Source organism: Nisaea denitrificans DSM 18348 (assembly GCF_000426505.1).
Classification (GTDB): domain Bacteria; phylum Pseudomonadota; class Alphaproteobacteria; order Thalassobaculales; family Thalassobaculaceae; genus Nisaea; species Nisaea denitrificans.
Genome location: NZ_AUFM01000015.1, coordinates 256,540 through 281,266 on the forward strand (window position 1 = coordinate 256,540; position 24,727 = coordinate 281,266).

The 24,727-nt window shown below is 61.3% G+C and carries 25 protein-coding genes and 1 pseudogene; 6 read left to right on the forward strand and 20 right to left on the reverse strand.

Translation table 11 applies throughout. From position 1 onward, the window contains the following. Positions 1–9 precede the first annotated feature (9 nt). From K328_RS0111640 to K328_RS0111655, 4 genes are all read right to left on the reverse strand, one after another. Complete coding sequence (locus K328_RS0111640; protein ID WP_028466122.1) at positions 10–912, reverse strand: hypothetical protein; 903 nt, start codon at positions 910–912, stop codon at positions 10–12. Between the two features lie 298 nt (positions 913–1,210). Then, positions 1,211–2,335, reverse strand: coding sequence for a cell division protein ZapE (zapE, locus tag K328_RS0111645; protein ID WP_028466123.1), 1,125 nt, complete (start codon positions 2,333–2,335; stop codon positions 1,211–1,213). 118 nt (positions 2,336–2,453) lie between these two features. Continuing rightward, the gene (locus tag K328_RS0111650) at positions 2,454–3,203 is read right to left on the reverse strand and encodes an SDR family oxidoreductase (RefSeq protein ID WP_028466124.1); all 750 of its coding nucleotides are present in this window, start codon (positions 3,201–3,203) and stop codon (positions 2,454–2,456) included. A gap of 48 nt (positions 3,204–3,251) precedes the next feature. Then, positions 3,252–3,953 (reverse strand): SIMPL domain-containing protein, encoded by a 702-nt coding sequence (locus K328_RS0111655; RefSeq protein WP_028466125.1) that lies wholly within the window; start codon positions 3,951–3,953, stop codon positions 3,252–3,254. Positions 3,954–4,147: 194 nt separating this feature from the next. Between K328_RS0111655 and K328_RS27080 the strand changes: the two genes are divergently transcribed. Then, a complete protein-coding gene (locus K328_RS27080; protein ID WP_281169430.1) occupies positions 4,148–4,276 on the forward strand; it encodes a hypothetical protein in 129 nt (42 codons plus the stop codon). A gap of 116 nt (positions 4,277–4,392) precedes the next feature. Here the strand turns inward: K328_RS27080 and K328_RS0111665 are convergent, their stop codons facing one another. From K328_RS0111665 to sdhC, 4 genes are read right to left on the reverse strand one after another with little or no spacing between them, the layout of a single operon-like run. Then, positions 4,393–5,172, reverse strand: coding sequence for a succinate dehydrogenase iron-sulfur subunit (locus tag K328_RS0111665; protein WP_028466126.1), 780 nt, complete (start codon positions 5,170–5,172; stop codon positions 4,393–4,395). A gap of 35 nt (positions 5,173–5,207) precedes the next feature. Further along, positions 5,208–6,998: a succinate dehydrogenase flavoprotein subunit gene (gene sdhA, locus K328_RS0111670; protein ID WP_028466127.1), complete on the reverse strand. Its 1,791-nt coding sequence runs from the start codon at positions 6,996–6,998 to the stop codon at positions 5,208–5,210. A gap of 5 nt (positions 6,999–7,003) precedes the next feature. Next, positions 7,004–7,393 (reverse strand): succinate dehydrogenase, hydrophobic membrane anchor protein, encoded by a 390-nt coding sequence (gene sdhD / locus K328_RS0111675; protein WP_028466128.1) that lies wholly within the window; start codon positions 7,391–7,393, stop codon positions 7,004–7,006. A gap of 39 nt (positions 7,394–7,432) precedes the next feature. Next, positions 7,433–7,816, reverse strand: a complete 384-nt coding sequence (gene sdhC, locus K328_RS0111680) for a succinate dehydrogenase, cytochrome b556 subunit (protein ID WP_028466129.1) — start codon at positions 7,814–7,816, stop codon at positions 7,433–7,435. A 692-nt stretch (positions 7,817–8,508) separates the two neighbouring features. On the opposite strand from sdhC, the gene K328_RS0111685 reads away from it, so the two are divergent. Then, positions 8,509–9,003, forward strand: coding sequence for a pentapeptide repeat-containing protein (locus tag K328_RS0111685; RefSeq protein WP_051284817.1), 495 nt, complete (start codon positions 8,509–8,511; stop codon positions 9,001–9,003). Positions 9,004–9,014: 11 nt separating this feature from the next. On the opposite strand, the gene K328_RS0111690 is transcribed toward K328_RS0111685, so the two are convergent. Beyond that, complete coding sequence (locus K328_RS0111690; protein ID WP_028466131.1) at positions 9,015–9,908, reverse strand: HpcH/HpaI aldolase/citrate lyase family protein; 894 nt, start codon at positions 9,906–9,908, stop codon at positions 9,015–9,017. A 144-nt stretch (positions 9,909–10,052) separates the two neighbouring features. Between K328_RS0111690 and pdxY the strand changes: the two genes are divergently transcribed. Then, positions 10,053–10,949, forward strand: coding sequence for a pyridoxal kinase (gene pdxY, locus K328_RS23700; RefSeq protein WP_169721203.1), 897 nt, complete (start codon positions 10,053–10,055; stop codon positions 10,947–10,949). Here pdxY and K328_RS0111700 read toward each other — a convergent pair. The 5 genes from K328_RS0111700 to leuC form a co-directional block, all read right to left on the reverse strand. Next, the gene (locus tag K328_RS0111700) at positions 10,901–11,656 is read right to left on the reverse strand and encodes an RNA polymerase sigma factor (RefSeq protein ID WP_028466132.1); all 756 of its coding nucleotides are present in this window, start codon (positions 11,654–11,656) and stop codon (positions 10,901–10,903) included. The genes pdxY and K328_RS0111700 overlap by 49 nt on opposite strands. A gap of 188 nt (positions 11,657–11,844) precedes the next feature. Further along, a complete protein-coding gene (locus K328_RS0111705) occupies positions 11,845–12,870 on the reverse strand; it encodes an aspartate-semialdehyde dehydrogenase (RefSeq protein ID WP_028466133.1) in 1,026 nt (341 codons plus the stop codon). 101 nt (positions 12,871–12,971) lie between these two features. Then, the gene (leuB, locus tag K328_RS0111710) at positions 12,972–14,090 is read right to left on the reverse strand and encodes a 3-isopropylmalate dehydrogenase (RefSeq protein WP_028466134.1); all 1,119 of its coding nucleotides are present in this window, start codon (positions 14,088–14,090) and stop codon (positions 12,972–12,974) included. 147 nt (positions 14,091–14,237) lie between these two features. Beyond that, positions 14,238–14,852, reverse strand: coding sequence for a 3-isopropylmalate dehydratase small subunit (gene leuD, locus K328_RS26675; protein WP_028466135.1), 615 nt, complete (start codon positions 14,850–14,852; stop codon positions 14,238–14,240). Between the two features lie 15 nt (positions 14,853–14,867). Beyond that, positions 14,868–16,277, reverse strand: coding sequence for a 3-isopropylmalate dehydratase large subunit (leuC, locus tag K328_RS0111720; protein WP_028466136.1), 1,410 nt, complete (start codon positions 16,275–16,277; stop codon positions 14,868–14,870). A 200-nt stretch (positions 16,278–16,477) separates the two neighbouring features. On the opposite strand from leuC, the gene K328_RS0111725 reads away from it, so the two are divergent. Further along, positions 16,478–17,236, forward strand: coding sequence for a sulfite exporter TauE/SafE family protein (locus tag K328_RS0111725; protein ID WP_051284819.1), 759 nt, complete (start codon positions 16,478–16,480; stop codon positions 17,234–17,236). 106 nt (positions 17,237–17,342) lie between these two features. Here the strand turns inward: K328_RS0111725 and rplS are convergent, their stop codons facing one another. The 5 genes and pseudogenes from rplS to ffh all read right to left on the reverse strand — a co-directional run bounded on the left by rplS (position 17,343) and on the right by ffh (position 21,166). Continuing rightward, the gene (rplS, locus tag K328_RS0111730) at positions 17,343–17,723 is read right to left on the reverse strand and encodes a 50S ribosomal protein L19 (RefSeq protein ID WP_028466138.1); all 381 of its coding nucleotides are present in this window, start codon (positions 17,721–17,723) and stop codon (positions 17,343–17,345) included. A 168-nt stretch (positions 17,724–17,891) separates the two neighbouring features. Continuing rightward, a complete protein-coding gene (gene trmD, locus K328_RS0111735) occupies positions 17,892–18,605 on the reverse strand; it encodes a tRNA (guanosine(37)-N1)-methyltransferase TrmD (protein WP_028466139.1) in 714 nt (237 codons plus the stop codon). Next, positions 18,595–19,158, reverse strand: coding sequence for a ribosome maturation factor RimM (rimM, locus tag K328_RS0111740; RefSeq protein ID WP_028466140.1), 564 nt, complete (start codon positions 19,156–19,158; stop codon positions 18,595–18,597). Before rimM ends, trmD begins: the two co-directional genes overlap by 11 nt. 126 nt (positions 19,159–19,284) lie before the next feature. Then, a pseudogene (gene rpsP / locus K328_RS0111745) lies at positions 19,285–19,656 on the reverse strand (30S ribosomal protein S16); the annotation flags it as partial. Between the two features lie 46 nt (positions 19,657–19,702). After that, complete coding sequence (ffh, locus tag K328_RS0111750) at positions 19,703–21,166, reverse strand: signal recognition particle protein (protein WP_028466142.1); 1,464 nt, start codon at positions 21,164–21,166, stop codon at positions 19,703–19,705. A 329-nt stretch (positions 21,167–21,495) separates the two neighbouring features. Here ffh and K328_RS23705 point away from each other — a divergent pair, with 329 nt between their 5' ends. After that, positions 21,496–22,713: a mandelate racemase/muconate lactonizing enzyme family protein gene (locus tag K328_RS23705; protein ID WP_036553937.1), complete on the forward strand. Its 1,218-nt coding sequence runs from the start codon at positions 21,496–21,498 to the stop codon at positions 22,711–22,713. A gap of 1 nt (position 22,714) precedes the next feature. On the opposite strand, the gene K328_RS0111760 is transcribed toward K328_RS23705, so the two are convergent. Further along, a complete protein-coding gene (locus K328_RS0111760) occupies positions 22,715–23,785 on the reverse strand; it encodes a malate/lactate/ureidoglycolate dehydrogenase (protein WP_036553940.1) in 1,071 nt (356 codons plus the stop codon). An 89-nt stretch (positions 23,786–23,874) separates the two neighbouring features. Here K328_RS0111760 and dapF point away from each other — a divergent pair, with 89 nt between their 5' ends. Next, positions 23,875–24,705: a diaminopimelate epimerase gene (dapF, locus tag K328_RS0111765; RefSeq protein ID WP_028466144.1), complete on the forward strand. Its 831-nt coding sequence runs from the start codon at positions 23,875–23,877 to the stop codon at positions 24,703–24,705. Positions 24,706–24,727 lie beyond the last annotated feature (22 nt).

The following is a 24,727-nucleotide window of genomic DNA, read 5'->3' on the forward strand; positions in this document are numbered from 1 at the left end:
TTTTGAGACCTATTCGAAAGTGGCGGCATCGCGTTCAATCTCGGTCAGACGGTCAAGTCCGGCCCGAAGGTCCGACAAGACAAAATCGGCGCGCCGCTCAAAGCTGCCGCCGCCGCCGGGAAATCGGGTTTCCCATTCAAAAATCTTGACCGTGAGCCCGCACAGAACAGCGGCGAGACTCGCCTGATGATCCGTGATCAGGGCACGCACCTGGTTGAACGTTCCCAGAGTCACGCGCTCCCACCGGATGTCCGTCTTATTCTCAAAATTACTGAAGCGACGTTCCAGGGATTGCTGCAAGGCACCGAGCACGCGCTCCGCCTTGTGCAGCACCGGCCCCATCATGGGGTCCTTGCGGATATGCGGCACCTGGTACGCTTCGTCGACCCAGATCTGGAGTAACGTGATCCGGGGCCCGATCTCCGCCAGATGCTGTTTGTAAAAGCCGAGCGAGAGGAACACGTCGCCGTAATCCTCTAGCAGGTCCGGCAGCTCTTCAGGCGACGTATCCAAAGCCGAGGCAAGGCTGTTAATCCGCTGGAGAACGGCAGCGCTGCTTGTATTGATCAGCCGGTCACGGAGCATTTCCGGGTCGGTCAACTCGATATTGCTCGCGCCGAACACATGCTGCAGCAGCGGTCGCGTCAGGTTCCGCATATGCGGTTGCAATTCACGCTTTTTCGGATCGCTCAGCTTGAGAGCGTCAAGATTGTCGACCGAAATACCTGCAGCCCTCAAGCCGCGGCGCAGGGAATAAGGATCGAAGCTATCCATCTCGCCGACGCTGGTCAGCATTGGAATATCGTGGAGCAGGAGATCGTCGGTCGCACTCATGAAGGCGGGCAACTCGTCGATTGCAACCTGTCCGCTGCCCATCCCCGCTTCACGATAAAGCTCGATGCGGGTTTCCATCCGGACATTCTTGATCAGCCGGACCTTTTTGAGTCCGTTAGTCCGCAGCGGAAGGATGTCGCAGCGCAGGGTATGAAGGGCGTCCTGATCGCGGTCTGGAACCAGCGGATTACGCTGTCCCGAGAAATCGATGGCGTATGCGATGACTCACTCCCGGATGAGGTGCCTTTTACGGGGCCTTCTGCCGTCCGTGAGCCTTATCACGCTCTATCTTAAGTTACTCTTAAGAGTTAGATTTAAATTTAAGTCTTTTTGCGGCTATCGGGCAAGTTATTGCACCACAAACTATTCCCGCACCTCAGCGGCGGCGCGATTCGAAGTAATCAGAGGATTGCATTTCCATCAGCCTGGAAATCGTCCGGTCGAATTCGAAGCCCCAGTCCTCGCCGTCATAAAGCTTTTCCGGCTCGGCCTCCGCCGAGGCAACCAGACGAACGCCCTGATCGTACAGCGCGTCGATCAAGGTCATGAAACGGCGCGCCTGATCTCTGTTTCCGGCACCGAGGATCGGGATGTCGGAAAGAATCACCGTGTGGAATCGTTCCGCTACCGCAAGGAAATCGGCAGCGGCCAGCGGCACATCGCACAGATCCCGGAACCCGAACCGCGCAATACCCGAGGCGGCAGCCGGAACCGCGATCTCCCGTCCCTTGCGATTGATCGCATCCGGCTTTGCCACCGCATTGTCCGTCAGCTCGGCAAAGGTCCGATCCAGAGCCGCATCCGCTTCCGGACCGCAAGGAACATGATAGACGGTCTGCCCGCGCATCCGCCCGAGCCGGTAGTCTTCCCCGTCATCCAGCCGAAACACCTCGTGCCGCGCCTTCAGAATGCCGATAAACGGCAGGAACAGGTCGCGCTGCAATCCGTCCTTGTAGAGCTCGTCCGGCGCCCGGTTGGAGGTTGCGACAACCACGACACCCAGTTCGAACATGGCGAAGAACAGACGGGATACGATCATTGCGTCGGCAATATCCCGAACCTCGAACTCATCGAAACAGAGCAGCCAGGCACTGTCGGCGAGTTTCTGCGCCGTCGGACGAATTGGCTCCGCCGTTTTCGAGACCTTGTTCTCCTGCCGCCATTGATGGATCAACTCATGGGCCTCGCGCATGAATTCGTGAAAATGCACGCGCCGCTTCCGCTCAACCTGCGCTCCGTCGAAAAACAGGTCCATCAGCATGGATTTTCCGCGCCCAACCGAGCCGTGGATATAAAGGCCTTTCGGCGGAGTGGACGGCTTGCTCCGGGCAAAGCCGAGCTTCGCGGTCCAGCCTGTCTTGGCTTGCGGCGGCCTGTAATCGATCAACTGGTCGTGCAGCCACTGCAGTTTCGCAGCAGCCGCTGCCTGCGCCGGATCGGCCGTAACGGAACCCTCGGCGATCAGGGCTTCATAGCGGGCCAACGGCCCTTCATGATTCACAGTTCGTTCTCCCGTCGGACGAGCCATTCGGCCCGTTGCCCTCGGCGCACACAAGTTGCGCAAGTCGCGGTTCCCGTCAAGTCGGGGTCCGTCAAGCTGAGGCAGACATGAGGCAGGGTTATCGCCCGCCTGCCACCTCGAGGATCGAGCCGGCGCAATATCCCGCCGAATCGCTGAGCAACCAGACAATGGCCTCCGCCACTTCCTCCGGCGCAGCCGCCCGGCCGATCGGCGTGGTCGGTCCCAGGCGTGCCGCCCGGTCCGGTGCGCCGGCACTGGCGTGAATGTCGGTGTCGATCATGCCTGGCGCCACCGCGTTGACGCGCACGCCCTCGGCGATGACTTCGCGGGCGAAACCGATGGTGAAGGAATCCACCGCCCCCTTGGACGCGGCGTAATGAGTGAACTCGTTCGGCGCACCGAGCCTGGCGGCTATCGAGGAGAGATTGACAACGGCACCTCCAGCCCCGCCGCCCTTCTGCGACATCCGGCGTACCGCCTCACGGCAGCAGAGCATCAGCCCGATCACGTTAAGCTGCATGACCTCGAGGATCGCGGCTTCGGACATGTCCCGAACCTGGGAGATCTTGCCGGTGATCCCAGCATTGTTGACCAGCCCGCGCACCGGACCGAGGGCCGCCTCCGCCTCATTGAAGAGCCGGACAATGTCGGCTTCCTTCGAGGTGTCGGCCTGGATAACGACAGCCTTGCGTCCCTCGGCTTCAACCTTGGCTGCAACGGTGCGGGCAACGGCTTCGTTGCCGGCATAATTCACCGCGATGTCCCAGCCGTTGCGCGCGGCCAGAACGGCTGTTGCCGCGCCGATACCGCGGCTGGCGCCGGTGATGATGCAAAGCCCTCTACTCATGGATCGTTCCCCCCAGAACATTTGATTCCGGGGGGATCATAGCGCGGTTCAGTCGCCGGAGCGAACTTCCGCAGCAAATCGGACGGACGCGCGCAGCTCGGCTTTCTGGGCAACACTGTCGCCGCCACCGCTGGCATCAGCTGCAAACTTCGGCACCGCTTCGGAGCGCAGCATCATGGCTGGCTGCGGACGCGGGGTAGCACCCTGCGCAATATGGATCGCGGCCACGCGATAGCCACGGCCCGGATAAACTGCTTTCAGGCGCGCCAGCTCATCGGCGGCACGCTGGTAGATTTCGGCGCGAAGATCGGCCAATGCCGCTTCCCGTTCCGCCAGAGTCGGCGTGAAATCGATCCCGAGCAGGGCGTAGCTGCGGCCCGCTTCGCCGAGATCCCCGACAGTGCTGCCGATGCCGCCAAGAGCCGTGCCTGGCAGGCGGGCTTCCGCCGTTATCCGCCAGCGCTCGAACCCGGCCTCGTCCCGCAAACGGTCATATCCGATCAGGCGCCAGGGAGCCTTGTCCGATATTGTCGTCAGATCCGTCTGCACAGCGGCACGCGCGACGCCGAAACCGCCAGCCTTGACCGCGAGATCGGCCACCACAGTGACCGTCGCCGAATCGGTCTCGACCCATTTTTCCAGGCTGAGATCGAGCGTGACGGTATCGTCGCGCACCGTTTCCGCCTGCACGACGGGAGACGCAAACAACATCAGGACCGCAAGAGCGGCGGAGAGGAAGAGTCGGGTCATTGCATGGCTCCGGCTTAGCTGAAGGACTGTGACTTGACTATGAACAGGCCGACTATCGCCTTGAATTACGTCGGCAAAATGACACATACGCCGAATTTCCACCATCCTGCGTCAATGCATTCACGCTATCGCGACTGGCCCGGCGCAAAAAATCGCGATAGGATAGCGCTGCAACTGACAGTGGAGGTTCACCAATGCGTAAACTGATCGGACTGTTCGTTCTCGTGGCTGCCGTCGTGGCCTTTACCGCGCCAGCCGCGTTTGCAGGCTGCTCTTCGTCGCACAAGACAGCGGAACAGAGCAAACCGGCACAAACCTCGTAACACCAAGCCGCAGCGGCTCCCTTTCCGGAAAGCCACTCCCGTATTTTGCCTAACGCATCATAAAAACGGCCGCTGTTTCCAGCGGCCGTTTTTTCTATCCACGATATCCCGCAGACCTACATACGCTGGACCATCAGCTTCTTGATCTCACCGATCGCCTTGGCCGGGTTCAGGCCTTTCGGGCAGGTCTTGGTGCAGTTCATGATGGTGTGGCAACGATAGAGCCGGAACGGATCTTCCAGCTCGTCCAGCCGCTCGCCGGTATATTCGTCGCGGCTGTCCGCAATCCAGCGATAGGCCTGCAGCAGGATAGCCGGGCCGAGATAACGGTCGCCATTCCACCAGTAGCTCGGGCAGGAAGTCGAGCAGCAGAAACAGAGGACGCATTCCCACAGACCGTCGAGCTTCTCGCGCTCTTCGGTGCTCTGGCGGCGCTCCTCGTCCGGCGGCGGCGGCGATTTCGACTTCAGCCACGGCTCGATGGAGGCAAGCTGCGCATATGGTTGGGTCAGGTCCGGCACCAGATCCTTGACCACCGGCATGTGCGGCAGCGGGTAGATCTTCACGTCGCCTTTCACATCGTCGATGCTCTTCAGGCAGGCCAGCGTGTTCGTGCCATCGATATTCATGGCGCACGACCCGCAGATGCCCTCGCGGCAGGAACGGCGGAAGGTGACGGAGGTGTCGACCTCGTTCTTGATCTTGATCAGCGCGTCCAGGACCATCGGGCCGCACTCGTCGAGGTCGATCTCATAAGTATCGAGCCGCGGGTTCTGCCCGGTGTCCGGATCGTACCGGTAGATCTTGAATGCCTTGACCCGTTTCGCGCCGGCTCCAGCCTTGTGGGTGTTGCCGATCTTGACCTTCGAGTTTGCCGGCAAAGAAAATTCAGCCATCTCTCAATTCCGATCTTTTCTTCGTTCTCAAGCGATCAGTAGACGCGCGCCGCCGGCGGCACGACCTCAACCTCGTTCGAGAGCGTGTACATGTGCACGTCGCGATACATCACCTTGTGCTTGTACTTGTCGTCGAGCCACATGACGGTGTGCTTCATCCAGTCTGCGTCGTCCCGGTCCGGGAAATCCTCGTGCGCATGCGCGCCGCGGCTTTCCGGACGAAGGCTCGCCGAGGTCAGGGTGATCACCGCCTGGGTCATCAGATTTTCGAGCTCAAGTGCCTCGACCAGATCCGAGTTCCAGATCAGGGAACGGTCGCTGAGGCCGATATCCGGCAGCGTGGCTGCGATATCCTGGATTTTCTTCACGCCATCATCCATCAGCTCGGTGGTGCGGAACACCGCCGCGTGCTGCTGCATGGCGCGCTGCATGTCGAGACGGATCTCGGCAGCCTTACGCTCACCCTTGGCGTGGCGCATCTTGTCGAGACGCGCGATGGCGTACTCGCCCGCATCCGACGGCAGCGGCTTGTGCAGCTCACCCGGACGGACGGTTTCCTTGGCCCGCAAGGCAGCGGCCCGGCCGAACACGACAATATCGAGCAGGGAGTTGGTGCCAAGACGGTTGGCGCCATGCACGGAGACGGAAGCCGCCTCGCCAATGGCCATCAGGCCCTGGCAAACCCGGTCCGGATCGTCCGCCGTCGGCGACAGAACCTCGCCATGATAGTTCGTCGGGATACCGCCCATATTGTAATGCACGGTCGGCAGAACCGGGATCGGCTCCTTGGTGACATCGACGCCTGCGAAGATCTTCGCAGTCTCGGAAATGCCCGGAAGCCGCTGTGCCAGCACAGCCGGCTCAAGGTGCTCGAGATGCAGATAGATGTGATCTTTCTGCGGCCCGATACCCCGGCCCTCGTTGATCTCGATGGTCATGGCCCGGCTGACGACGTCGCGTGAGGCCAGATCCTTGGCCGTCGGCGCGTACCGCTCCATGAAGCGCTCGCCCTCGGAGTTGGTCAGGTAGCCGCCCTCGCCGCGCGCACCCTCGGTGATCAGACAGCCGGAGCCGTAGATCCCGGTCGGGTGGAACTGGACAAATTCCAGATCCTGCATCGGCAGGCCCGCACGCACCACCATGCCGCCACCGTCGCCGGTGCAGGTATGAGCGGAAGTGCAGGAGAAATAGGCCCGGCCGTAACCGCCGGTCGCCAGCACCGTCTGGTGTCCGCGGAAGCGGTGCAGAGTGCCGGTCGCCAGATCGATCGCCATGACGCCGCGGCAGGCGCCTTCCTCGTCCATGATCAGATCGATAGCGAAATACTCGATAAAGAACTCGGCCTTGGCCTTAAGGCTCTGCTGGTACAGCGTGTGCAGAATGGCGTGACCGGTCCGGTCAGCCGCAGCACAGGCGCGCTTGGCCATGCGCTTGCCGAAGTCCAGCGTGTGACCGCCGAACGGGCGCTGGTAGATCTTGCCCTCGTCGGTTCGCGAGAACGGCACGCCGAAATGCTCCAGCTCGATGATGGAGGGGATGGCGTTCCGGCACATATATTCGATGGCATCCTGGTCACCCAGCCAGTCCGACCCCTTGACGGTGTCGTACATGTGGAATTTCCAGTTATCGCCCTCACCCATATTGTTGAGCGCAGCGCCAACGCCGCCCTGTGCAGCCACAGTATGGGAGCGGGTCGGGAAGACCTTGGTGATGCAGGCGGTCTTCAGGCCTTCGTTTGCCATCCCGAAGGCGGCACGCAGGCCGGCACCGCCGGCGCCCACGACGATGACGTCGTAGGTATGATCGATGATCTCATAGGACTTCATGGAGCTCAGCCTCCGAAAGCGAGTTTAAGCACCGCGAACAGGGCGGCAATTGCAAGAAGGGAAGCGAGCAGCTTCACACCGAGAAGGAGCGCCAGCTTTACGCCTTCGTGATGAACGTAGTCCTCAATCACGACCTGCAACCCGAGCGCTGCATGATAGAAGGTCGCAATGATCAGGGCGATCATCAGAACGGCGACGACGGGTGAGCCGAGCCAGGCCACGGTCTCCGCATAACCGGCACCGGCCAGCGAGATCAGGGATGCCACGAACCAGAGTGTGAGCGGGATCAGCGCCACGGCGGTCACGCGCTGCATCCACCAGTGATGCAGACCGCTCTTGGCGCTGCCAAGGCCGCGCACACGGCCGATCGGCGTACGCATTGAATTGTCAGTCATACCAGCCTCTCAAAAGAGTCTTTTTGTTGGCCCCGCCTCTTAGAGGGCGCAGGCAAGTATCCAGGCCAGAACAGTCAGAACCACCGAGGAGGCAATGACCAGCTTGGTCGCCTTTTCGGCTGTCTCGATTTCGAAGCCGTAACCGCTATCCCAGAACAGATGGCGGATGCCGTTACAGAGATGGAAGAACAAGGCGAAGGAAAAGCCGAACAGGACCAGAAGTCCGATCCACGAGCCCATTACGCTCTGCACAAACTCGAAATAGCCCCCACCGGTCGCCGCTGCCATCAACCACCAAACGAGAAGTAACGTTCCGATGCCAAGCGCGACTCCTGTTGCGCGGTGCAAAATCGACGTTATCGCAGTGAGAGGTAGCCTATAGACCTGAAGATGCGGGGAAAGAGGGCGGTTGGAAACGCTCATAGCGCGCCTTTCCTGAGGAACATCAACAATGAAGCCGCACCATATTGCAGTGCGAACGTGATCTCAATTTATTTCGCCCCTCTGGCTTGTCCAGCCCCCCGCCAGACAAGCGTCCGTAAATTCATGCACACGGGGTCTGTGGATAAAATTTTGACTTAGCTGTGGATGATTTGTGAGAAAATTATTTGAGGCCCCTTTTTATACGCAAAATCAGATAATTAATTATGTATCCAAATGTGCATATCTTTCCTCATACTTAACATTAAAATGTGCATTAATTGATACTAACTTTGCGTTTACTGAAGCTTCGGGATCACCACGGCCAGTTTTTGATATTTTTATTGATCCGGCCTCAAAAACCGGTGATAGTTTTATTGGAGACATGGAAGCATTGCTTTAGTTCGGTCTTGTTTTCAGGGCTGGGATAAAGTGGGGCGCCATAAAATGTACCGGCGGAGTCCGTGCCAAGACAGTCGCATTGGTCCTGTTGGTGTCTGCCTTCCATGTCCGACGGGCCGCACGTCTTCTGACGGGCGGCCCGTTCGTCTTCCAGAAGCCTTCCTGCATCCTTTTGAAATCGCGACGATCTGCCGGCTGGCATTGCCCGGCCCATCTGATACGGTACGGCCGCGCCATTAGACGAGATGTCCGGGATGCAGCGATCCGTGTTTCAAACTATCCAATCCAGATGCATGCACCTGAGCGGGGCAGTCGCCTTGCTCGCCGCGCTAGTGCTTTTTCCGACCATGAGCCAAGCGGCATGTAGCGATCCGCCGGGCCCCGGCGTCGACTGGCGGCGCTGCAATTTCGACAATTATCCGCTGGCCGGCGTCGACCTGAGAGGCGCCAATCTGAACGATGCCAGCTTCAACTGGGCGGATATGACCGGCGCCAAGCTCGACGAGAGCCGCGGACGCGTGCGTTTTGGTCGGGCCAAGATGAAAGGCGCCACCTTCCGGGATGCCCAACTCCGCGATGCCGATTTCAGCCAGGCCGATTTGACGGACACGGACTTCACCGGCGCGAACCTGATCAACGTGCGATTTCAGACAGCGATACTGCGCGGCGCCAACCTGACCGGCGCCCGCCTGCGCGACGCCGATTTCTTCCGGGCCGATCTTTCCGGAGCAACCTGGATCGACGGCAAGCGGATCTGCGCCGAGGGTTCGATCAGTTTCTGCCGCTAGGCCGGGCGGCGTCAGCCAGCGCTCTCGCCACTGGATTCCCGATACTCGATCATTTCCGCCAGGGCCAGGATCCGCCGGGCGTTCTCGACATGCAGAGATTCAACCAGCTTGCCTTCAACCAAAGTCACGCCGCTGCCTTCCGCATCCGCCTGCTGGTGCGCGTCGATGATCTTGCGTGACCAGGCAATCTCCTCGCCGCTCGGCGCAAAGATCCGGTTGGCCGGCTCAAGAGTCTTCGGGTGGATCAGGGTCTTGCCATCGAATCCGAGCTGCAGGCCCTGCCGGCAAACCTCCTCGAAGCCCTTGGTGTCGCCCAGATCGAGATGGACCCCGTCCAGCACCGCCAGACCATAAGCGCGGGCAGCCAGGACGCAGAGCCCGAGACTTGTTACGAAAGGCAAACGATCTCGCGTGTGCAGGGCATGCAGATCCTTGGCAAGATCCGACGTGCCAAGCACCAGACATCCGAGGCTCGGACTGGCGCCGGCAATCTCCTCGGCATGCAACATGCCGAGCGGGGTTTCCATCATGCACCAGATCGAGAGGTTCGCGGGCGCCCCGGACGCAGACAGCGCCTCTTCGGCGAACCAGACCTGATCGGCATGCTCGACTTTCGGCAGCAAAACGGCATCCGCACCGGACTGGGCCACAAAAGCAAGATCCTCCGGCCCCCACGGGCCGTCCGCCGCATTGACCCGGATGACAATTTCCCTATCGCCGTAACCGCCCTCTTTCAGGGCCGCCGCGATGGTCGTGCGGGCCTCCGCTTTCTTGTCCGGCGACACGGCATCCTCGAGATCCATGATCAGGACGTCGGCTTCCAGTGTTCGCGCCTTTTCCAGCGCGCGCGCGTTCGATCCCGGCATGTAGAGCGCCGAGCGGCGCGGTCTGATGGAAGCAGTCATTGATCGATCTCCGATTGTCCCGTTCAGCGCATCCTAGTGGATAGCAGAAGAAAACCAAGCGGAGAGAGTGACTTGTCACTTGACCGGAGCCCCCTCGCCGCTTCATCTCAAGGAAGACGGGACGGCATGGTCAGAGGAGCCAGCATGGCAATTTTATCGATCCAGTCCAGGGTCAGTTACGGCTATGTCGGCAACAGCATTGCGGTACCGGCGATCCAGGCGACGGGCCTTGAGGTCTGGCCGCTCGACACCGTCTCCTTCTCCAACCATCCGGGGCACGGACAGTTCACCGGCGAGGTCAGGTCTGCCGCGGAACTGGAAGCACAGATCGACGGCCTGACTGCACTGGGGGTGTTGGACGGGATCTCGGCCGTGCTCTCGGGATATCTCGGCCTGCCCGGCACCGCCGCCGTGGTTGCCGCCGCCGTCGACCGGACCCGCGCATCTAACCCGAACCTTCCGTTCGTGCTTGATCCGGTGATCGGCGACAATGGCCGGCATTTTGTCCGCGAAGGCGTGGCCGAGGCTATTTGCGAAGAGCTTCTGCCGCGCGCCGATATCGTGACCCCGAACCTCTACGAGCTCGGGGTGCTTTGTGGTGCGGCAATACCCGACGAGGCAGATGTCATTACCGAGGCGGCACGGACCCTGATCCGGAAATCCGGGTTGAAGGCGGTCGCTGTCACCGGTATCGAGCGCGCCGGCATGGTGTCCAATCTGCTAGTACTCGAAGAGACCAGCTATGAAACCATGACACTGCGTCTGGATCGGGGGTTCAACGGCACTGGTGACCTCTTCGCCGCCCTGCTCACAGCATGGTTCGTACGCTCCGGAGACATCCGGTCCGCCTTCGCGCGCGCCGCCGGAGGCCTTGATGCGGCGACACGGATAACGGCGCAGGCGAAAAGGATGGAACTGGATCTTCCTGCTATTTTGAAAAGCCTGAAGACTCTTTGCCCGGCCGCTCTGGTGCAGGGCCACTATCCAGGAATTCAGGCCGGGTCGGCTTCGTGCCGGCGCAACCGCTCGCGGGCGAGCTGAACACGCTTGCGGGCCGTACAATTCGTGATGCAGAGCCGTTCGGCGATCTCTGCATAGGAACGTCCTTCCAGAAATCGCAGGATGACCGGACGGCGCAGAAGTTCGGGAAGGTCGTCGAGACCGCGCTGCAGCGACCGCATGGACTCACCCGTCTCCGCGACTTCCTCCGGCGTCGGTTCCGGCGATGGTGCTGATGGTATGAACTCGCCGTCCGTCATGGCCACGACCTCATCGGTCCAGCGTTTCTGGCGGGATCGGGCGCGGTAGAAATCGATGCAGGCGTTATGGGCCAGTCGGGACAACCAGGCGCGTTGATTGGCAATGGCGCCGCCACCACCCTCGGCGAAATGGGCCGAAGCCCGAAGCATCGCGTTTCCCAGCGCATCTTCGGCATCCGCCATGTTGCCTGACATCATCCTCATGCATTGACGAAGCAACTGATGCTGATGCTCGAACCAGAGATCCCAGAAGGCATCAGGCGGCAAAGCGGGAGCGCCGTCGCAAGGTTTATCTGGATCGGGGCGGTCCCGGGGCCTTTGGTCCAGCGCCTCCCGCACCGGCGGCCGGGTCGTCGACCGGATTGGCGGCGGCGTTGTGATGGAGACACTATCGACAGCGTTTATCATCGCCTCGGCGACGATATCGCCCAGCACGCTCGCTTGACTGGCAAACCGGCCATTGCCGGTGTCCCGATTTTCAATCCCCACGTTAAGCCCCGACACATTGCAAAGTGTTCTGTTCTTTAAATGCGACGAAGTGAGTATTTTTATACTCAGCGCATCACACCAAAGACGGGCTCACGCAGAATTATGTGAACTTATAAGTTGAAATTATTTTCAAACAAAAAGCGGCCAGCATATCGCTGGCCGCTTCCTGATTTGATATTCAGCCTGGTTCAGGCAGCTTTTTCGAGGTGGTTTTTCACTAGGGTCTCTGCAATCTGCACCGCATTGAGGGCAGCGCCCTTGCGAAGATTGTCGGACACGCACCAGAAGATCAGACCGTTCTTGACCGTCGGATCCTTGCGCACACGGCTGACATAGACAGCATCCTCACCGGCACATTCCTGCGGCGTGACATAACCTTCGTCCGCCCGATGATCGACCACAACGAGGCCGGGGAAATCCTGCATGGCATCGCGGGCTTCCTCGACGCTGAGCGAGTCTTCGGTCTCGATGAACACCGCCTCGGCATGACCGATGAAGACCGGCACGCGGACACACATGGCAACGAGCTCGATGGCCGGATCGAGGATCTTCTTCACCTCGCTGGTCATCTTCCACTCTTCCTTCGTCGATCCGTCATCCATGAACTTGTCGATATGCGGGATCACGTTGAAGGCAATCTGCTTGGTGAACTGCGTATTTTCCACCGGATCGTTCACGTAGATCGCGCGGGTCTGGGTAAAGAGCTCGTCCATGCCCTCCTTACCAGCACCGGAAACCGACTGGTAGGTGGAAACAACGACGCGCTTGATCTGGGCAAGATCGTGCAGCGGCTTCAACGCGACGACGAGCTGCGCCGTGGAGCAGTTCGGGTTGGCGATGATGTTGCGCTTGCCGTACTTGGCAACGGCCCCGGCATTTACCTCCGGCACGACCAGCGGCACATCCGGGTCCATCCGGAAGTGCGAGCTGTTATCGATGGCAACGCAACCGGCAGCAGCCGCTATCGGTGCATATTTCTCCGAGATCGAACCGCCCGCGGAGAACAGAGCGATATCTGTGCCTTTGAAGTCGTATGTCGCCAGATTCTGAACCTTGAGTGTTTTCTCCTCGCCATAGGACACCTCTGTGCCCGCCGATTTCTCGGAAGCAAGCGCGACGACTTCGGTCGCCGGAAAATCGCGCTCGGCAAGGGTAGTCAACATCTCACGACCAACGGCGCCCGTTGCGCCGACTACGGCAACTTTGTAGCCCATGGTTCTGGTCCAATCCTTCGGTTGTTGAAGTCCATAAACGACTTCGGCGGGAGACTTACGCCCCCCGCCGAGTAAACTCAAGTCATGCTGGTTGGGGAGGGCTATCCCGATACAAGTTTGTCCAGCTCTTTAAGCAGGCTGTCTGTCATCACGGTCGTCGACACACGTGCCATGCCATCCTGCATGATGTCCGCAGTTCGCAGCCCCGATTTCAGCACGTTCTTGATTGCTGTCTCGAGCATGTCCGCCTCTTCGCCCATGTCGAAGGAGTAGCGGAGCGCCATGGCGAAGCTCAGCATTTCGGCGATCGGGTTGGCGATGCCCTTGCCCGCGATATCCGGGGCGGAACCGTGTACCGGCTCGTACAGAGCATGGCGCTTGCCGGTCACGTCGTCGACCGCGCCGAGCGATGCGGAGGGAAGCATCCCGAGGGAGCCTGTGAGCATCGCCGCGCAATCCGAGAGAATGTCGCCGAACAGGTTATCGGTGACGATGACATCGAACTGCTTCGGGTTGCGGACCAGCTGCATGGCGCAGTTGTCGGCATACATGTGCTCGAGGGTAACACCTTCACCCTCGGCCTTGTGCAGATTGGTCATGACCTCGCGCCAGAGCACACCGGACATCATCACGTTGGCCTTCTCGACCGAAGTGACGCGACCGTCCCGCTTGCGGGCCATATCGAAGGCAACGCGGCCGATCCGCTCGATTTCCGGGGTCGTATAGACCTGCGTGTCGTAGCCCTTCTTCGTGCCGTCCGGCAGATCGTCGATGCCACGCGGCTGGCCGAAATAAACGCCACCGGTCAGCTCGCGCAGGATCATGATATCGAGCCCGGAGACCAGCTCCCGCTTCAGCGAGGAGGCGTCGGCCATCGCGTCGAACACCATGGCCGGGCGCAGGTTGGCGAACAGGTCCATTTCCTTGCGCAGGCGCAGCAGGCCGCGCTCCGGCTTCACCTCGAAAGGCAGGCTGTCATACTGCGTACCGCCGACGGCGCCAAAAAGGACCGCGTCGGAATCAACTGCATCCGCCAGGGTTTCGTCGGTCAGCGGCGTGCCGTGCTTGTCATAAGCGGCACCTCCGACAAGACCTTCCTGAAGGTCGAAACTGACAGACCGCTTCTTCGCCATCCAGTCGACGACACGGAGCACTTCCTTGACGACTTCGGGACCGATCCCGTCACCGCCGAGAACCAGCATTTTACGATTGGAGGCCATGAACTCTGCTTACCCTAGTGAGACCGGTTATCTTGGTGAAACTGACCCGCTAGGGGTCCGAATTCTGTGTGTTTCTTATAGTCAGACCGGCGCTCCGGTTAAACCCCGGAGCGCCGGATTGGTTCCGTTATGCCGGATATTTCCCCGTCAGGACGCCGCCAGCCACGGCCGGTCGGCTTTCCGCTTCTCCTCGAAATTCTCGATCGAGTCGCCCTTCGCCATTGTCAGGCCGATATCGTCGAGACCGTTGAGCAGGCAATGCTTGCGGAAGGAGTCGACGTCGAAAGTGATCTTCTCACCATTCGGACGGCCGATTTCCTGCTTTTCGAGGTCGATTTCGAGCACCGCGTTGGAGCCCTTCTCGGCATCGTCCATCAGCTCGTCCAGCTGCTCCTGGGTCACCTTGATCGGCAGGATCCCGTTCTTGAAGCAGTTGTTGAAGAAGATGTCGGCGAAGCTGGTCGAAATCACGCAGCGGATGCCGAAATCGAGCAATGCCCAGGGCGCATGTTCGCGTGAGGAGCCACAGCCGAAATTCTCGCCGGCCACGATGACCTGTGACTTCCGATAAGCCGGCTTGTTCAGTACGAAGTCCGGGTTTTCGCTGCCATCGTCGTTGTAGCGCATTTCGGCAAAGGCATGCTTGCCGAGGCCCGACCGCTTGATCGTCTTCAGAAAGTTCTTCGGAATGATCATGTCGGTGTCGATGTTCATGATGTTCATCGGCGCCGCGACACCAGAGAGCTTGGTAAATTTATCCATTGTCTCTCTCCTCCCCTAGTTCAGCAGGTCGCGGACATCGGTCAGGTGACCGGTTACCGCTGCTGCTGCCGCCATTGCCGGGCTGACCAGATGGGTCCGTCCGCCACGGCCCTGACGGCCTTCGAAGTTACGGTTAGAGGTCGAGGCACAACGCTCGCCCGGCTCCAGCCGGTCGGCATTCATGGCCAGACACATGGAACAACCCGGCTCGCGCCATTCGAAACCGGCCTCAAGGAAGATCTTGTCCAGACCTTCTTCCTCGGCCAATTCCTTCACAATGCCCGAGCCTGGAACGATGATCGCGTTCACGCCATCGGAAACCTTCCGGCCCTTGACCACACCGGCGGCGATCCGCAGATCCTCCAGCCGACCGTTGGTGCAGGAGCCGATGAAGACCCTGTCGATCTTCACCTCATTGATCGGCACACCGGCTGTCAGGCCCATGTATTCGAGCGAGCGGGTGATCTTTGCCTTGCGCACCGGATCGGTAAGCTGTTCCGGGTCCGGAATGTTCGCGGTGATCGGGATCACCTCTTCCGGGTTGGTCCCCCAGGTCACCTGCGGCACGATCTCGGCAGCGTCGAGCTCGACTTCGGTGTCGTAAACCGCGCCTTCGTCAGTCGGCAGCGTCTTCCAATAGGCAACGGCCTGCTCCCAGGCGGCTCCCTTTGGCGCGAAAGGCCTGCCCTTCAGGTATTCGAAGGTGGTGTCGTCCGGCGCGATCAGACCCGCGCGGGCACCCGCCTCGATGGACATGTTGCAGATGGTCATCCGCGCTTCCATCGAGAGGTTACGGATTGCATCGCCAGCGAACTCGATCACATGGCCGGTTCCGCCGGCTGTACCGATCTTGCCGATGATGGCCAGCACCACGTCCTTGGAGTTCACGCCCTTCGGCAACGTACCCTTGACCGTGATCCGCATGTTCTTGGCGGGGGACTGGACCAGCGTCTGGGTTGCCAGCACATGCTCCACCTCGGAGGTGCCGATACCGAACGCCAGCGCGCCGAACGCGCCATGGGTCGAGGTGTGGCTGTCGCCGCAGACAATCGTCGTGCCCGGCAGGGTAAAGCCCTGCTCCGGTCCGATGATGTGCACGATGCCCCGGCGATGGTCGGTCATGCTGAAATAGGGCACGCCGAAGTCGGAGACATTCTCCTCAAGGGTCGCGACCTGGATCCGGGAATCCTCGTCGGTAATACCCTTGTCGAGATCCTTGGTCGGGACGTTATGGTCGGCGACCGCGAGGGTCAGATCCGGGCGGCGCACCTTGCGGCCGGCATTCCGGAGCCCCTCGAAGGCCTGCGGGCTGGTCACTTCATGAACCAGGTGTCGATCGATATAGATCAGGCATGTTCCATCGTCCTGGACGTCGACCAGGTGATCCTGCCAGATTTTATCGAACAGCGTACGCGGCTTGGACATCGCTGCTATGCTTCCTCTCGTCTCTCTGCGCGGCCCCGGTTTATTTGGGAACAAATGCCCCTCCGGTTGCCGCAGCACCATATCTCTCGTCGTTCACGACGGGGCCGGAGCATACCGAGTCGCTCCCGGCGACAAAAGCTGAATCTTGCGGTAAATCCGGGCTTTTTAGAAATAATCAAACCGATAAAGGCCAATCCCGAATGGATCTGAACTCGATTACTTCCATATTGGAAGCGGCCAGCCTGTGGCAACTCGGTTTCGGCGCCGTTGCGGTTGGTCTGGCCGGCCTGGTCCGCGGCTTTTCCGGATTTGGCGCGGCCATGATCTCGATCCCGTTGCTCAGCCTGCTGTTCGGGCCGCAAACCGCCCTTGCCTGCCTGACGACGATGGAGATGCCGGCACAGATCCAGCTTCTGCGTATGTCGCGCCGGGAGGCGGACTGGAAACAGGCGGCTCCCATGGCGCTCGGCGGCATCATCGCCCTGCCGCTTGGCACCTGGATTCTGGTCAGCATAGATCAGGATCTGCTGAGGCGGCTGATTTCCGGCATTGTTCTGCTGCTGGTCGCCCTGCTGGCAAGCGGGTACCGGCACACGATCTCCCGCCGGCTGGGGATCGATTTCGCGGTCGGCACCGTTGCCGGTTTCCTGAACGGATCGACCGGGCTTGGCGGACCGCCGATCATCTTCTATCTGCTGTCCGGTCCCTATGCCCCGGCGGCGGTGCGGGCCAACATCACCGCGTTTTTCCAGATAGGCTTTGTCTTCGTGGTTGCCAGCTATTTCTGGTTCGGCGTGCTCACGCCTGATCGCATGCTGCTCGGCGCAATGTTCGCCCCGTTCTATGTCGGCGGCATCTGGCTGGGCGGGAAGTTGTTCTACAAGGCGAGCGAGCAGACCTTCCGGCGCATTGCCTATCTGCTGCTGGCCGTGATCGGCGGCGGCACATTGTTCAGCTGAGCGCCCCAAGGCTCCAAAAGGCTCAAAACAGACGCTCAAACGCAAACAGGCAAACGCAAACGGGAGCGCCAAGGCGCTCCCGTCCGGAATTCATATGGACCGACGCTTATGCAGTCTTGGTCTTGGTCCAGGTGTTCTTCTCGGCAATACGAGCCGACTTACCGCGACGACCGCGCAGATAGTAGAGCTTCGCGCGGCGCACTTTACCGCGGCGGATCACCTCGATGCTGTCCAGGCGCGGGGAGTAGAGCGGAAACACGCGCTCGACGCCTTCACCGTAGGAGATCTTGCGGACGGTGAAAGCGGAGTTCAGGCCGTCATTCTTGCGCGCGATGCAAACGCCTTCATAGGCCTGGATACGCTCGCGGGTGCCTTCGACGACACGCACGTTGACACGCACGGTGTCACCCGGGCCGAATTCCGGAACCGGACGTTCGGAAGAGAGCTTTTCAACCTGCTCTTTTTCGATCTGTTGAACGATATTCATTCTTCTTCTCCAATTCGTGCCAGTGGCGACCGGTCCATCCAGGGACCGGTGAATACCGGCTCTTCTAATAAAACACACAGCTCGTACGTGTCCGGTTATCGGACCGCAGAGGAGCGGCATGCCGCTACCGTTCGAGCGAGATCCGGACAGCCAGGCCGTCCGTACCGCTCACTCTTCCGATCCGCGATAACGGGCCCAAAGATCGGGCCGGCGCTTCCGCGTGATCTCTTCCGACTGTTCCCGCCGCCAGGATCGTATCTTGGCGTGGTGGCCGGATAACAGGATCTCGGGGACGGACATACCATTCCATTCCCGAGGCTGCGTGTAGTGGGGATATTCAAGCAGCCCCTCTTCAAAACTTTCCTCGTCCAGCGTTTCCGCCGCACCGAGCACGCCCGGCAGCAGACGGATGCAGGCATCCAGCAGCGCCAGGGCCGGGATCTCGCCACCCGAAAGCACGAAATCCCCTAGGCTGACCTCTTCCAGGCCACGGGCGTCGATCACCCGCTGGTCAAGGCCTTCGTAACGCCCACAAAGCAGCACCACACCGGGTTCCGCCGCGAGCTCCCGCGCCATCGCCTGGTCGAACCGGGCACCGCGCGGGCTGAGATAGACCCGCCGGCCCGGCATGTCATCGACGGAGGCCAGAGCCGCGTCGACCACATCGGGCCGCATCACCATTCCGGAGCCGCCCCCAAAAGGGGTTTCGTCCACGGAGCGGTGCTTATCGCGTGCAAAATCCCTGATGTCCAGAGATTTCAGGGACCAAAGCCCGGACTTCCGGGCCTTGTCGGCAATCGAGTGGCCCAGCGGCCCCGGGAACATTTCCGGGAAAAGACTGAGCACGGTCGCCTGCCATGGCGCGCCGCCCTCAGCGCTCATCGCCAGTGCCCTCGGCGCCAGCACTCTCAGCGCTTGAGGACTCCGTCTCGTCATCCAGCAAGCCGGCCGGCGGATCGACCACCAGACGGCCGGCATCGAGATCGATCTCCAGCACCACCTCACCGTTGAACGGCACCAGTACCGTCTTGCGACTGCCGTCGACCCGGATTTCCAGAAGATCGCCGGCGCCGAAATTCTGCACCGCGACCACCTCTCCGAGAGACTCCCCCGCGACCAGATCCGCCCGAAGGCCGATCAGGTCCGCGTGGTAGAACTCGTCCTCGTCCGCTTCCGGCAGCCGGTCCCGATCGATCTGCAGCTCGGTGCCCTTCAGGGCTTCGGCCGCGTTACGATCGGTGACTCCGGCAAGGCGCACCAGCAGCATACCCTTCGCCCGGCCGGTCACCTCAAGCTCGTAGCTCTTCCCGGCAGCATCCTTCAGCGGCCCATAGGAAACGATATCGTCCGGGTCCTCGGTGAAACTCTTCACCCGGACCAGACCCCGCACCCCATGGACGCCGGCGATGACGCCGAGTGTGACCGGCTCGGCCATAAGGTCTTAGCCCTCGGACTTTTCCGCTTCCTCAGCCGGAGCTTCGGCAGCAGGAGCTTCTTCGGCCGGAGCAGCGGCAGCTTCAGCAGCAGCGGCGGCTTCGGCAGCAGCAGCTTCAGCAGCGGCAGCGGCTTCGGCAGCAGCGGTTTCAGCGGCAGCAGCAGCAGCGATTGCAGCTTCTTCCTCACGTTCCTGGCGCTTGCGGCCCGGAGCGGATTTCTTCGGCTGGTCGCGATATTCGAATTTCTCGACCAGCTCGATGCTGGCCAGCATCTTGTGGACACGGTCGGTCGGCTTGGCGCCAACGGACATCCAATGCTTGATGCGGTCTTCCTTGACCACCAGACGTGCTTCGTGACCCTTCGGCAGCATCGGGTTGTACGTGCCCAGACGCTCGATGAAGAGGCCATCGCGCGGGGACGTGCCCTCGGCGACAACGATGCGGTAGAACGGGCGCTTCTTGGCGCCGCCGCGCGACAGACGAATGCGAAGTGACATTGGGTATTCCTTTCAGTAACGCTCTTAGCTTTTCACGTGTGTTCGATTACTTTTTGCCGGGGAAACCGGGCGGCAGCATGCCTCCCGGAAGCTTCGGCATTCCCTGACCGCCGAGACCTGGCGGTATTTGACCGGGCATCTGGCCGGGCGATGGCATGCCGGGCATTCCGCCCCCGCCGCCGAGAAGTGCCCCGAGGCCCTTCATGCCGCCCTTCTTGCCCATCTGTTTCATCACCCGCGTCATGTCCTGGTGCTGCTTCAGGAGCTTGTTCACTTCCTGAACGCTGGTCCCGGAACCAGCCGCGATACGGCGGCGGCGCGAGGCATTCATCAGTTTCACGTTCTTCCGCTCCACCTTGGTCATGGAGAGGATGATCGCTTCCTGTTTCTTGATGACGCTGTCGTCCATATTGGCGCCGGCCATCTGTTTCTGCAGCTTGCCCATGCCCGGAAGCATGGACATGACGCCACCGAGGCCGCCCATCTTCTTCACCTGACGAAGCTGTGAGAGCATGTCCTCAAGATCGAAGGCGCCCTTCTGCATCTTCTTGGCGATGCGTTCGGCTTCCTCGACCTCGATGGTCTCGGCAGCCTTCTCGACCAGGCTGACCACGTCGCCCATGCCGAGAATCCGGCCGGCGACACGTTCCGGATGGAAATCCTCAAGCGCATCCGCGCGCTCACCAACACCGACCGCCTTGATCGGCACGCCGGTGACCGCCCGCATGGAGAGAGCCGCGCCACCGCGCGCATCGCCGTCCATCCGGGTGAGCACGATACCGGTCAGCCCGACCCGCTCGTTGAAGTTCCGCGCCGTGGTGACGGCATCCTGACCGGTCATGGCATCGGCGACGAGAAGGGTCTCGACCGGCTTCACCGCATCGCGGACCTGGATCACCTCGTCCATCATCGACTCATCGATGGAGAGCCGGCCGGCGGTATCCAGCATGACCACATCGAAGCCTTGCAGCTTGCCAGCGGTCATCGCCCGTTTCGCAATCGAAACAGGTGTTTCGTTCTCGGAGATCGGCAGGGTCGCCACATCGATCTGCTCACCCAGCACGCGAAGCTGTTCGCGGGCCGCCGGGCGGTAGATATCGAGCGAGGCCATCAGGACCTTCTTGCGGTCCCGTTCCTTCAGGCGCCGGGCCAGTTTGGCCGTGCTGGTGGTTTTACCGCCACCCTGCAGGCCGACCATCAGGATCGGCACCGGCGGAACGGCGTTCAGATTGATGCCGCTGGCATCGGTGCCGAGCATTTCCACGAGATTGTCGTGGACGATCTTGATGACCTGCTGGCCCGGGGAGACCGACTTGATGACTTCCTGGCCGATGGCGCGTTCACGCACCTTGTCGACGAAGTCCTTGACCACCGGCAGCGCGACATCGGCCTCGAGCAAGGCCACGCGCACTTCGCGCAGCGCTGCGGTCACATCCGCTTCCTTGAGCGCGCCGCGTCTCTTGAGGCGATCGAAAACGTCGCCGAGCCGGTTCTGCAAACTGTCGAACATGCGTTCGTAAGCTCCAATATTTCCCGAACTATCAGACAAGCGAGACGCAAAACGAAAGCGCGCCCGTGCTCGAAAACTCGAGGACGGACGGAACCCGTGAAGGTCTCAGCGCACTGATTTTTGCCGAGAGCGCCGGAACATATGGGCGTCAGCGTTCCGAGTCAAGCATTCCCGCGTTCCTCACGCCCTCAGATGAGGCTCGCCCGATCCGGACACAAGACCCGTCATTCTGTCGTTTTTTCATTAGCCTGATGCTGCCCGGACTCTTAGCGTAGCGATGCTGCCGGATCACCCTCATAGATCAAAGACACGCCACGGAGTTTGCCCCCATGAAGCTGGAAAGCCTGAAGACCTTCATCGTCGGCAATCCGCCTCCCGGCTTCGGCGGCCGCTATTTCCTGTTTCTCAAACTGCGCACCGCCTGCGGTATCGAAGGTGTTGGCGAGGTCTATGCCGCCAGTTTCGGGCCGAAAACCACCGTCGCCATGGTCGAGGATGTGTTCGGCCGCTATCTCGAAGGCCGGGACCCGCACCATATCGAGCGGTTCTGGCGCCGGGCCCACGGGTCCGGCTTCAGCCAGCGCCCGGACCCGTCGATGATGGGCGTGGTCAGCGCGCTGGAAATGGCCTGCTGGGACATTGTCGGCAAAGCTGCGAACAAACCGGTCTACGAGCTACTCGGCGGGCAGGTGAACGAGCGGCTGCGGACCTATACCTATCTCTATCCGCGCCCCGAGGACGATCCGGCCACCTTCTATAACAGCCCGGAGAAAAGCGCCGAGGCAGCGGCCGCCTGTGTCGCCGAAGGCTTTACCGCGCTGAAGTTCGATCCGGCCGGCCCCTATACCGCCTTCGGCGGGCACCAGCCGGACATGGAGATCCTGGACCGCTCGGAAGCCTTCTGCCGGCTGATCCGGGAGGCGGTCGGCGACAAGGCGGACCTGCTGTTCGGCACCCACGGCCAGTTCACTGCCTCCGGCGCCAAGCGTCTCGCCCGACGGCTGGAGCCGTATGATCCACTCTGGTTCGAAGAGCCCACCCCGCCTGACATGCCCGAAGAAATGGCGAAGGTCGCCGAAGCAACCTCGATCCCGATCGCCACCGGCGAACGGCTGACCACCAAGTGGGAATTCAAGCGCGTGCTGGAAACCGGCGCCGCCTCCATCATCCAGATGAATCTGGGCCGGGTCGGCGGCATTCTCGAAGGCAAGAAGATCGCCGGCATGGCCGAGGCCTTCTACGCCCAGATCGCCCCGCACCTCTATTGCGGCCCTGTGGTCGGCGCCGCCAATGTCCAGCTCGCCACCTGCACGCCGAACTTCCTGGTGCTGGAAAGCATCCGGAAATGGGACGGTTTCCACGCCGACATCCTGAAGACGCCGATGCGCTGGGAAGATGGCTATGTCATTCCGCCGACGGCGCCCGGCCTCGGAGTCGAGCTGAACGAAGAGGTGGCACTCGCTCATCCCTATGAAGGCAACGAGCTACATCTGCAAATGAGCCAGGAGCCGTTCGAAGTTGCAGGCAAGCCGTTCGGCGGCGGGTGAGCTACCCAGCGAGACCGTCGAACCGGTGCCGGTCCATACCAGCCTCGACACCAGCCTCGACCAGCAGAGCCCAGGTTCCCGGATCGACCGGCACCCCGTTGGCCCGGCGGTCCGCGCCGGTCTCGCGCTCCGGCTCTCCCGGCACCCGCACCTTGTCCACGCCCTCGCCCGGACGGGCGCTGGTGACGTAGCCGAGCATGGCATCGATGGAGCTGGCGAAGGGGATGTCGGCGCCAAAGCCCTTCGGGTCGATGATCACCGTCAGCATGTTGTTGCAGATCGTGTCCCTGCCCTCATGCACCGGATCGGTCACCGGGCCGCCGAGCAAAGCCGCACCAAGGATCTCGCCGAGCAGGGCAAGGCCATAGCCCTTGTGCTGGCCGAAGCTGGTCAGGGCGCCTCTGGGCTCCTCGAACATCACTGCCGCATTGCGGGTCGGCAGGCCGTGATGGTCGATCAGCGCACCCTCGATCATCTCCTTGCCGGCATTGTAGGCGACGCGCGCCTTGCCGAAGGCGACGCGGCTGGTTGCCATGTCCAGCACGAACATCGGGTTCTTGTCCGTCGCCGGGACGGCCGTGCAATAGGGGTTGGTAGAATAGCGCGCTTCCGCCCCACCATGCGGCGCGACGATGGGCTTGTGACCGATCACGTTGACGAAATGGATGGAGATGAAGCCTTCCTGCGCACAGATCTCGCCCCAGGCGCCGATGCGGCCCAGATGGTGCGTGTTGCGCAGCCCCACGATGGCGGCACCGGCTGTCCGCGCCCGGTCAAGGCCGAGCTTCATAGCCTCCCCGCCGGTCACCTGGCCATAAGCCATGTTGCCGTCCAGCAGCAGATAAACCCCATTATCCGACACCAGACTGACATGGCCGTTGACGGTCAGCGTGCCCGTTTTGGCGTGGCGCATATATTGCGCGACCAGCCCGACGCCGTGACTGTCATGACCGAGCAGGTTCGCTTCGACCAGATTATGCGCCACCTGCCGCGCTTCTTCCGGATTGCTGCCGGCCCGCCCGATCATCTCCGTGACCAGGTTTTCCAATGCCTCATGCGCGACGGTAATCATGTTTCGCTCCCCAGCGTAAATTCAGCGCTCACGGTAACGAGGGCGACGACATATTGGAACTGCCGGAAACAGAGGATATATATGCCCGCATGAGACAGATCGAATTCCTCAAGATGCATGGCCTCGGCAACGATTTCGTCGTACTCGACGGCCGCCTTCCCGGCCCCGCCCTCGCGGTCGCGGACTATCGCGCCGTCGGCGACCGGCGGCGCGGCGTTGGCTATGACCAGTTCCTGACCATCGAGGTACCGAAGAACGGCGGCGACGCCTTTATGCGCATCCATAACCCGGATGGCAGCGAGGCTGGCGCCTGCGGCAACGGCACGCGCTGCGTCGCGGGCCTGGTGATGGACGAACTCGACAAGAACCGGATCGATCTCGAAACGGTTGCCGGCACGCTGGTCTGCGAGCGGGTCGAGGGCGGCCGTGTCCGGGTGGATATGGGACCGGCGCGGCTCGATGCCGCCGCCATTCCGTTGTCGGTCGAGACCGACACACTTTCCGTCGAGATCCCGGATGCACCCTATTCCGGCGCCTGCTGCGTCAATATGGGCAACCCGCATGCCGTTTTCTTCGTCGATGACGTGGATGCGATCCCGCTCACTGAAGTCGGTCCGAAGCTGGAACTGCATCCGATCTTCCCGGACCGGGCGAATATCGAGTTTGCCGAGATCCGCGGCCCCGAACTGATCCGCATGCGGGTCTGGGAACGCGGTGCGGGCATCACAGAGGCCTGCGGGTCGGGCGCCTGCGCGGTGCTGGTGGCTGCCGCGCGCAAGGGCCTGACCGGACGCAAGGCGGATGTGGAACTGGACGGCGGCACCCTCACCATTGAGTGGCGCGAGGATGGCCATGTGCTGATGACCGGGCCGGTCGCCACCAGCTTCCGCGGCACGCTCGACCTCGATCAGTTGGCCTGAGGCCCGCACCATGCCGTGCGCG

Excerpts from the sequence above, each read along its gene's own strand:
- sdhC (WP_028466129.1), bottom strand. The coding sequence starts at position 7,816 with ATGAGCGTTTCCAACCGCCCTCTTTCCCCGCATCTTCAGGTCTATAGG.
- K328_RS0111760 (WP_036553940.1), bottom strand. The coding sequence starts at position 23,785 with ATGATTACCGTCGCGCATGAGGCATTGGAAAACCTGGTCACGGAGATG.
- K328_RS0111655 (WP_028466125.1), bottom strand. The coding sequence starts at position 3,953 with ATGACCCGACTCTTCCTCTCCGCCGCTCTTGCGGTCCTGATGTTGTTT.
- leuD (WP_028466135.1), bottom strand. The coding sequence starts at position 14,852 with ATGGATAAATTTACCAAGCTCTCTGGTGTCGCGGCGCCGATGAACATC.
- pdxY (WP_169721203.1), top strand. The coding sequence starts at position 10,053 with ATGGCAATTTTATCGATCCAGTCCAGGGTCAGTTACGGCTATGTCGGC.
- dapF (WP_028466144.1), top strand. The coding sequence starts at position 23,875 with ATGAGACAGATCGAATTCCTCAAGATGCATGGCCTCGGCAACGATTTC.
- K328_RS27080 (WP_281169430.1), top strand. The coding sequence starts at position 4,148 with ATGCGTAAACTGATCGGACTGTTCGTTCTCGTGGCTGCCGTCGTGGCC.
- leuB (WP_028466134.1), bottom strand. The coding sequence starts at position 14,090 with ATGGCCTCCAATCGTAAAATGCTGGTTCTCGGCGGTGACGGGATCGGT.
- K328_RS0111665 (WP_028466126.1), bottom strand. The coding sequence starts at position 5,172 with ATGGCTGAATTTTCTTTGCCGGCAAACTCGAAGGTCAAGATCGGCAAC.
- ffh (WP_028466142.1), bottom strand. The coding sequence starts at position 21,166 with ATGTTCGACAGTTTGCAGAACCGGCTCGGCGACGTTTTCGATCGCCTC.
- K328_RS0111650 (WP_028466124.1), bottom strand. The coding sequence starts at position 3,203 with ATGAGTAGAGGGCTTTGCATCATCACCGGCGCCAGCCGCGGTATCGGC.
- K328_RS0111705 (WP_028466133.1), bottom strand. The coding sequence starts at position 12,870 with ATGGGCTACAAAGTTGCCGTAGTCGGCGCAACGGGCGCCGTTGGTCGT.
- K328_RS0111725 (WP_051284819.1), top strand. The coding sequence starts at position 16,478 with ATGGATCTGAACTCGATTACTTCCATATTGGAAGCGGCCAGCCTGTGG.
- rimM (WP_028466140.1), bottom strand. The coding sequence starts at position 19,158 with ATGGCCGAGCCGGTCACACTCGGCGTCATCGCCGGCGTCCATGGGGTG.
- leuC (WP_028466136.1), bottom strand. The coding sequence starts at position 16,277 with ATGTCCAAGCCGCGTACGCTGTTCGATAAAATCTGGCAGGATCACCTG.
- sdhD (WP_028466128.1), bottom strand. The coding sequence starts at position 7,393 with ATGACTGACAATTCAATGCGTACGCCGATCGGCCGTGTGCGCGGCCTT.
- trmD (WP_028466139.1), bottom strand. The coding sequence starts at position 18,605 with ATGAGCGCTGAGGGCGGCGCGCCATGGCAGGCGACCGTGCTCAGTCTT.
- rplS (WP_028466138.1), bottom strand. The coding sequence starts at position 17,723 with ATGAATATCGTTCAACAGATCGAAAAAGAGCAGGTTGAAAAGCTCTCT.
- K328_RS0111685 (WP_051284817.1), top strand. The coding sequence starts at position 8,509 with ATGCACCTGAGCGGGGCAGTCGCCTTGCTCGCCGCGCTAGTGCTTTTT.
- K328_RS0111640 (WP_028466122.1), bottom strand. The coding sequence starts at position 912 with ATGGAAACCCGCATCGAGCTTTATCGTGAAGCGGGGATGGGCAGCGGA.
- K328_RS23705 (WP_036553937.1), top strand. The coding sequence starts at position 21,496 with ATGAAGCTGGAAAGCCTGAAGACCTTCATCGTCGGCAATCCGCCTCCC.
- K328_RS0111690 (WP_028466131.1), bottom strand. The coding sequence starts at position 9,908 with ATGACTGCTTCCATCAGACCGCGCCGCTCGGCGCTCTACATGCCGGGA.
- sdhA (WP_028466127.1), bottom strand. The coding sequence starts at position 6,998 with ATGAAGTCCTATGAGATCATCGATCATACCTACGACGTCATCGTCGTG.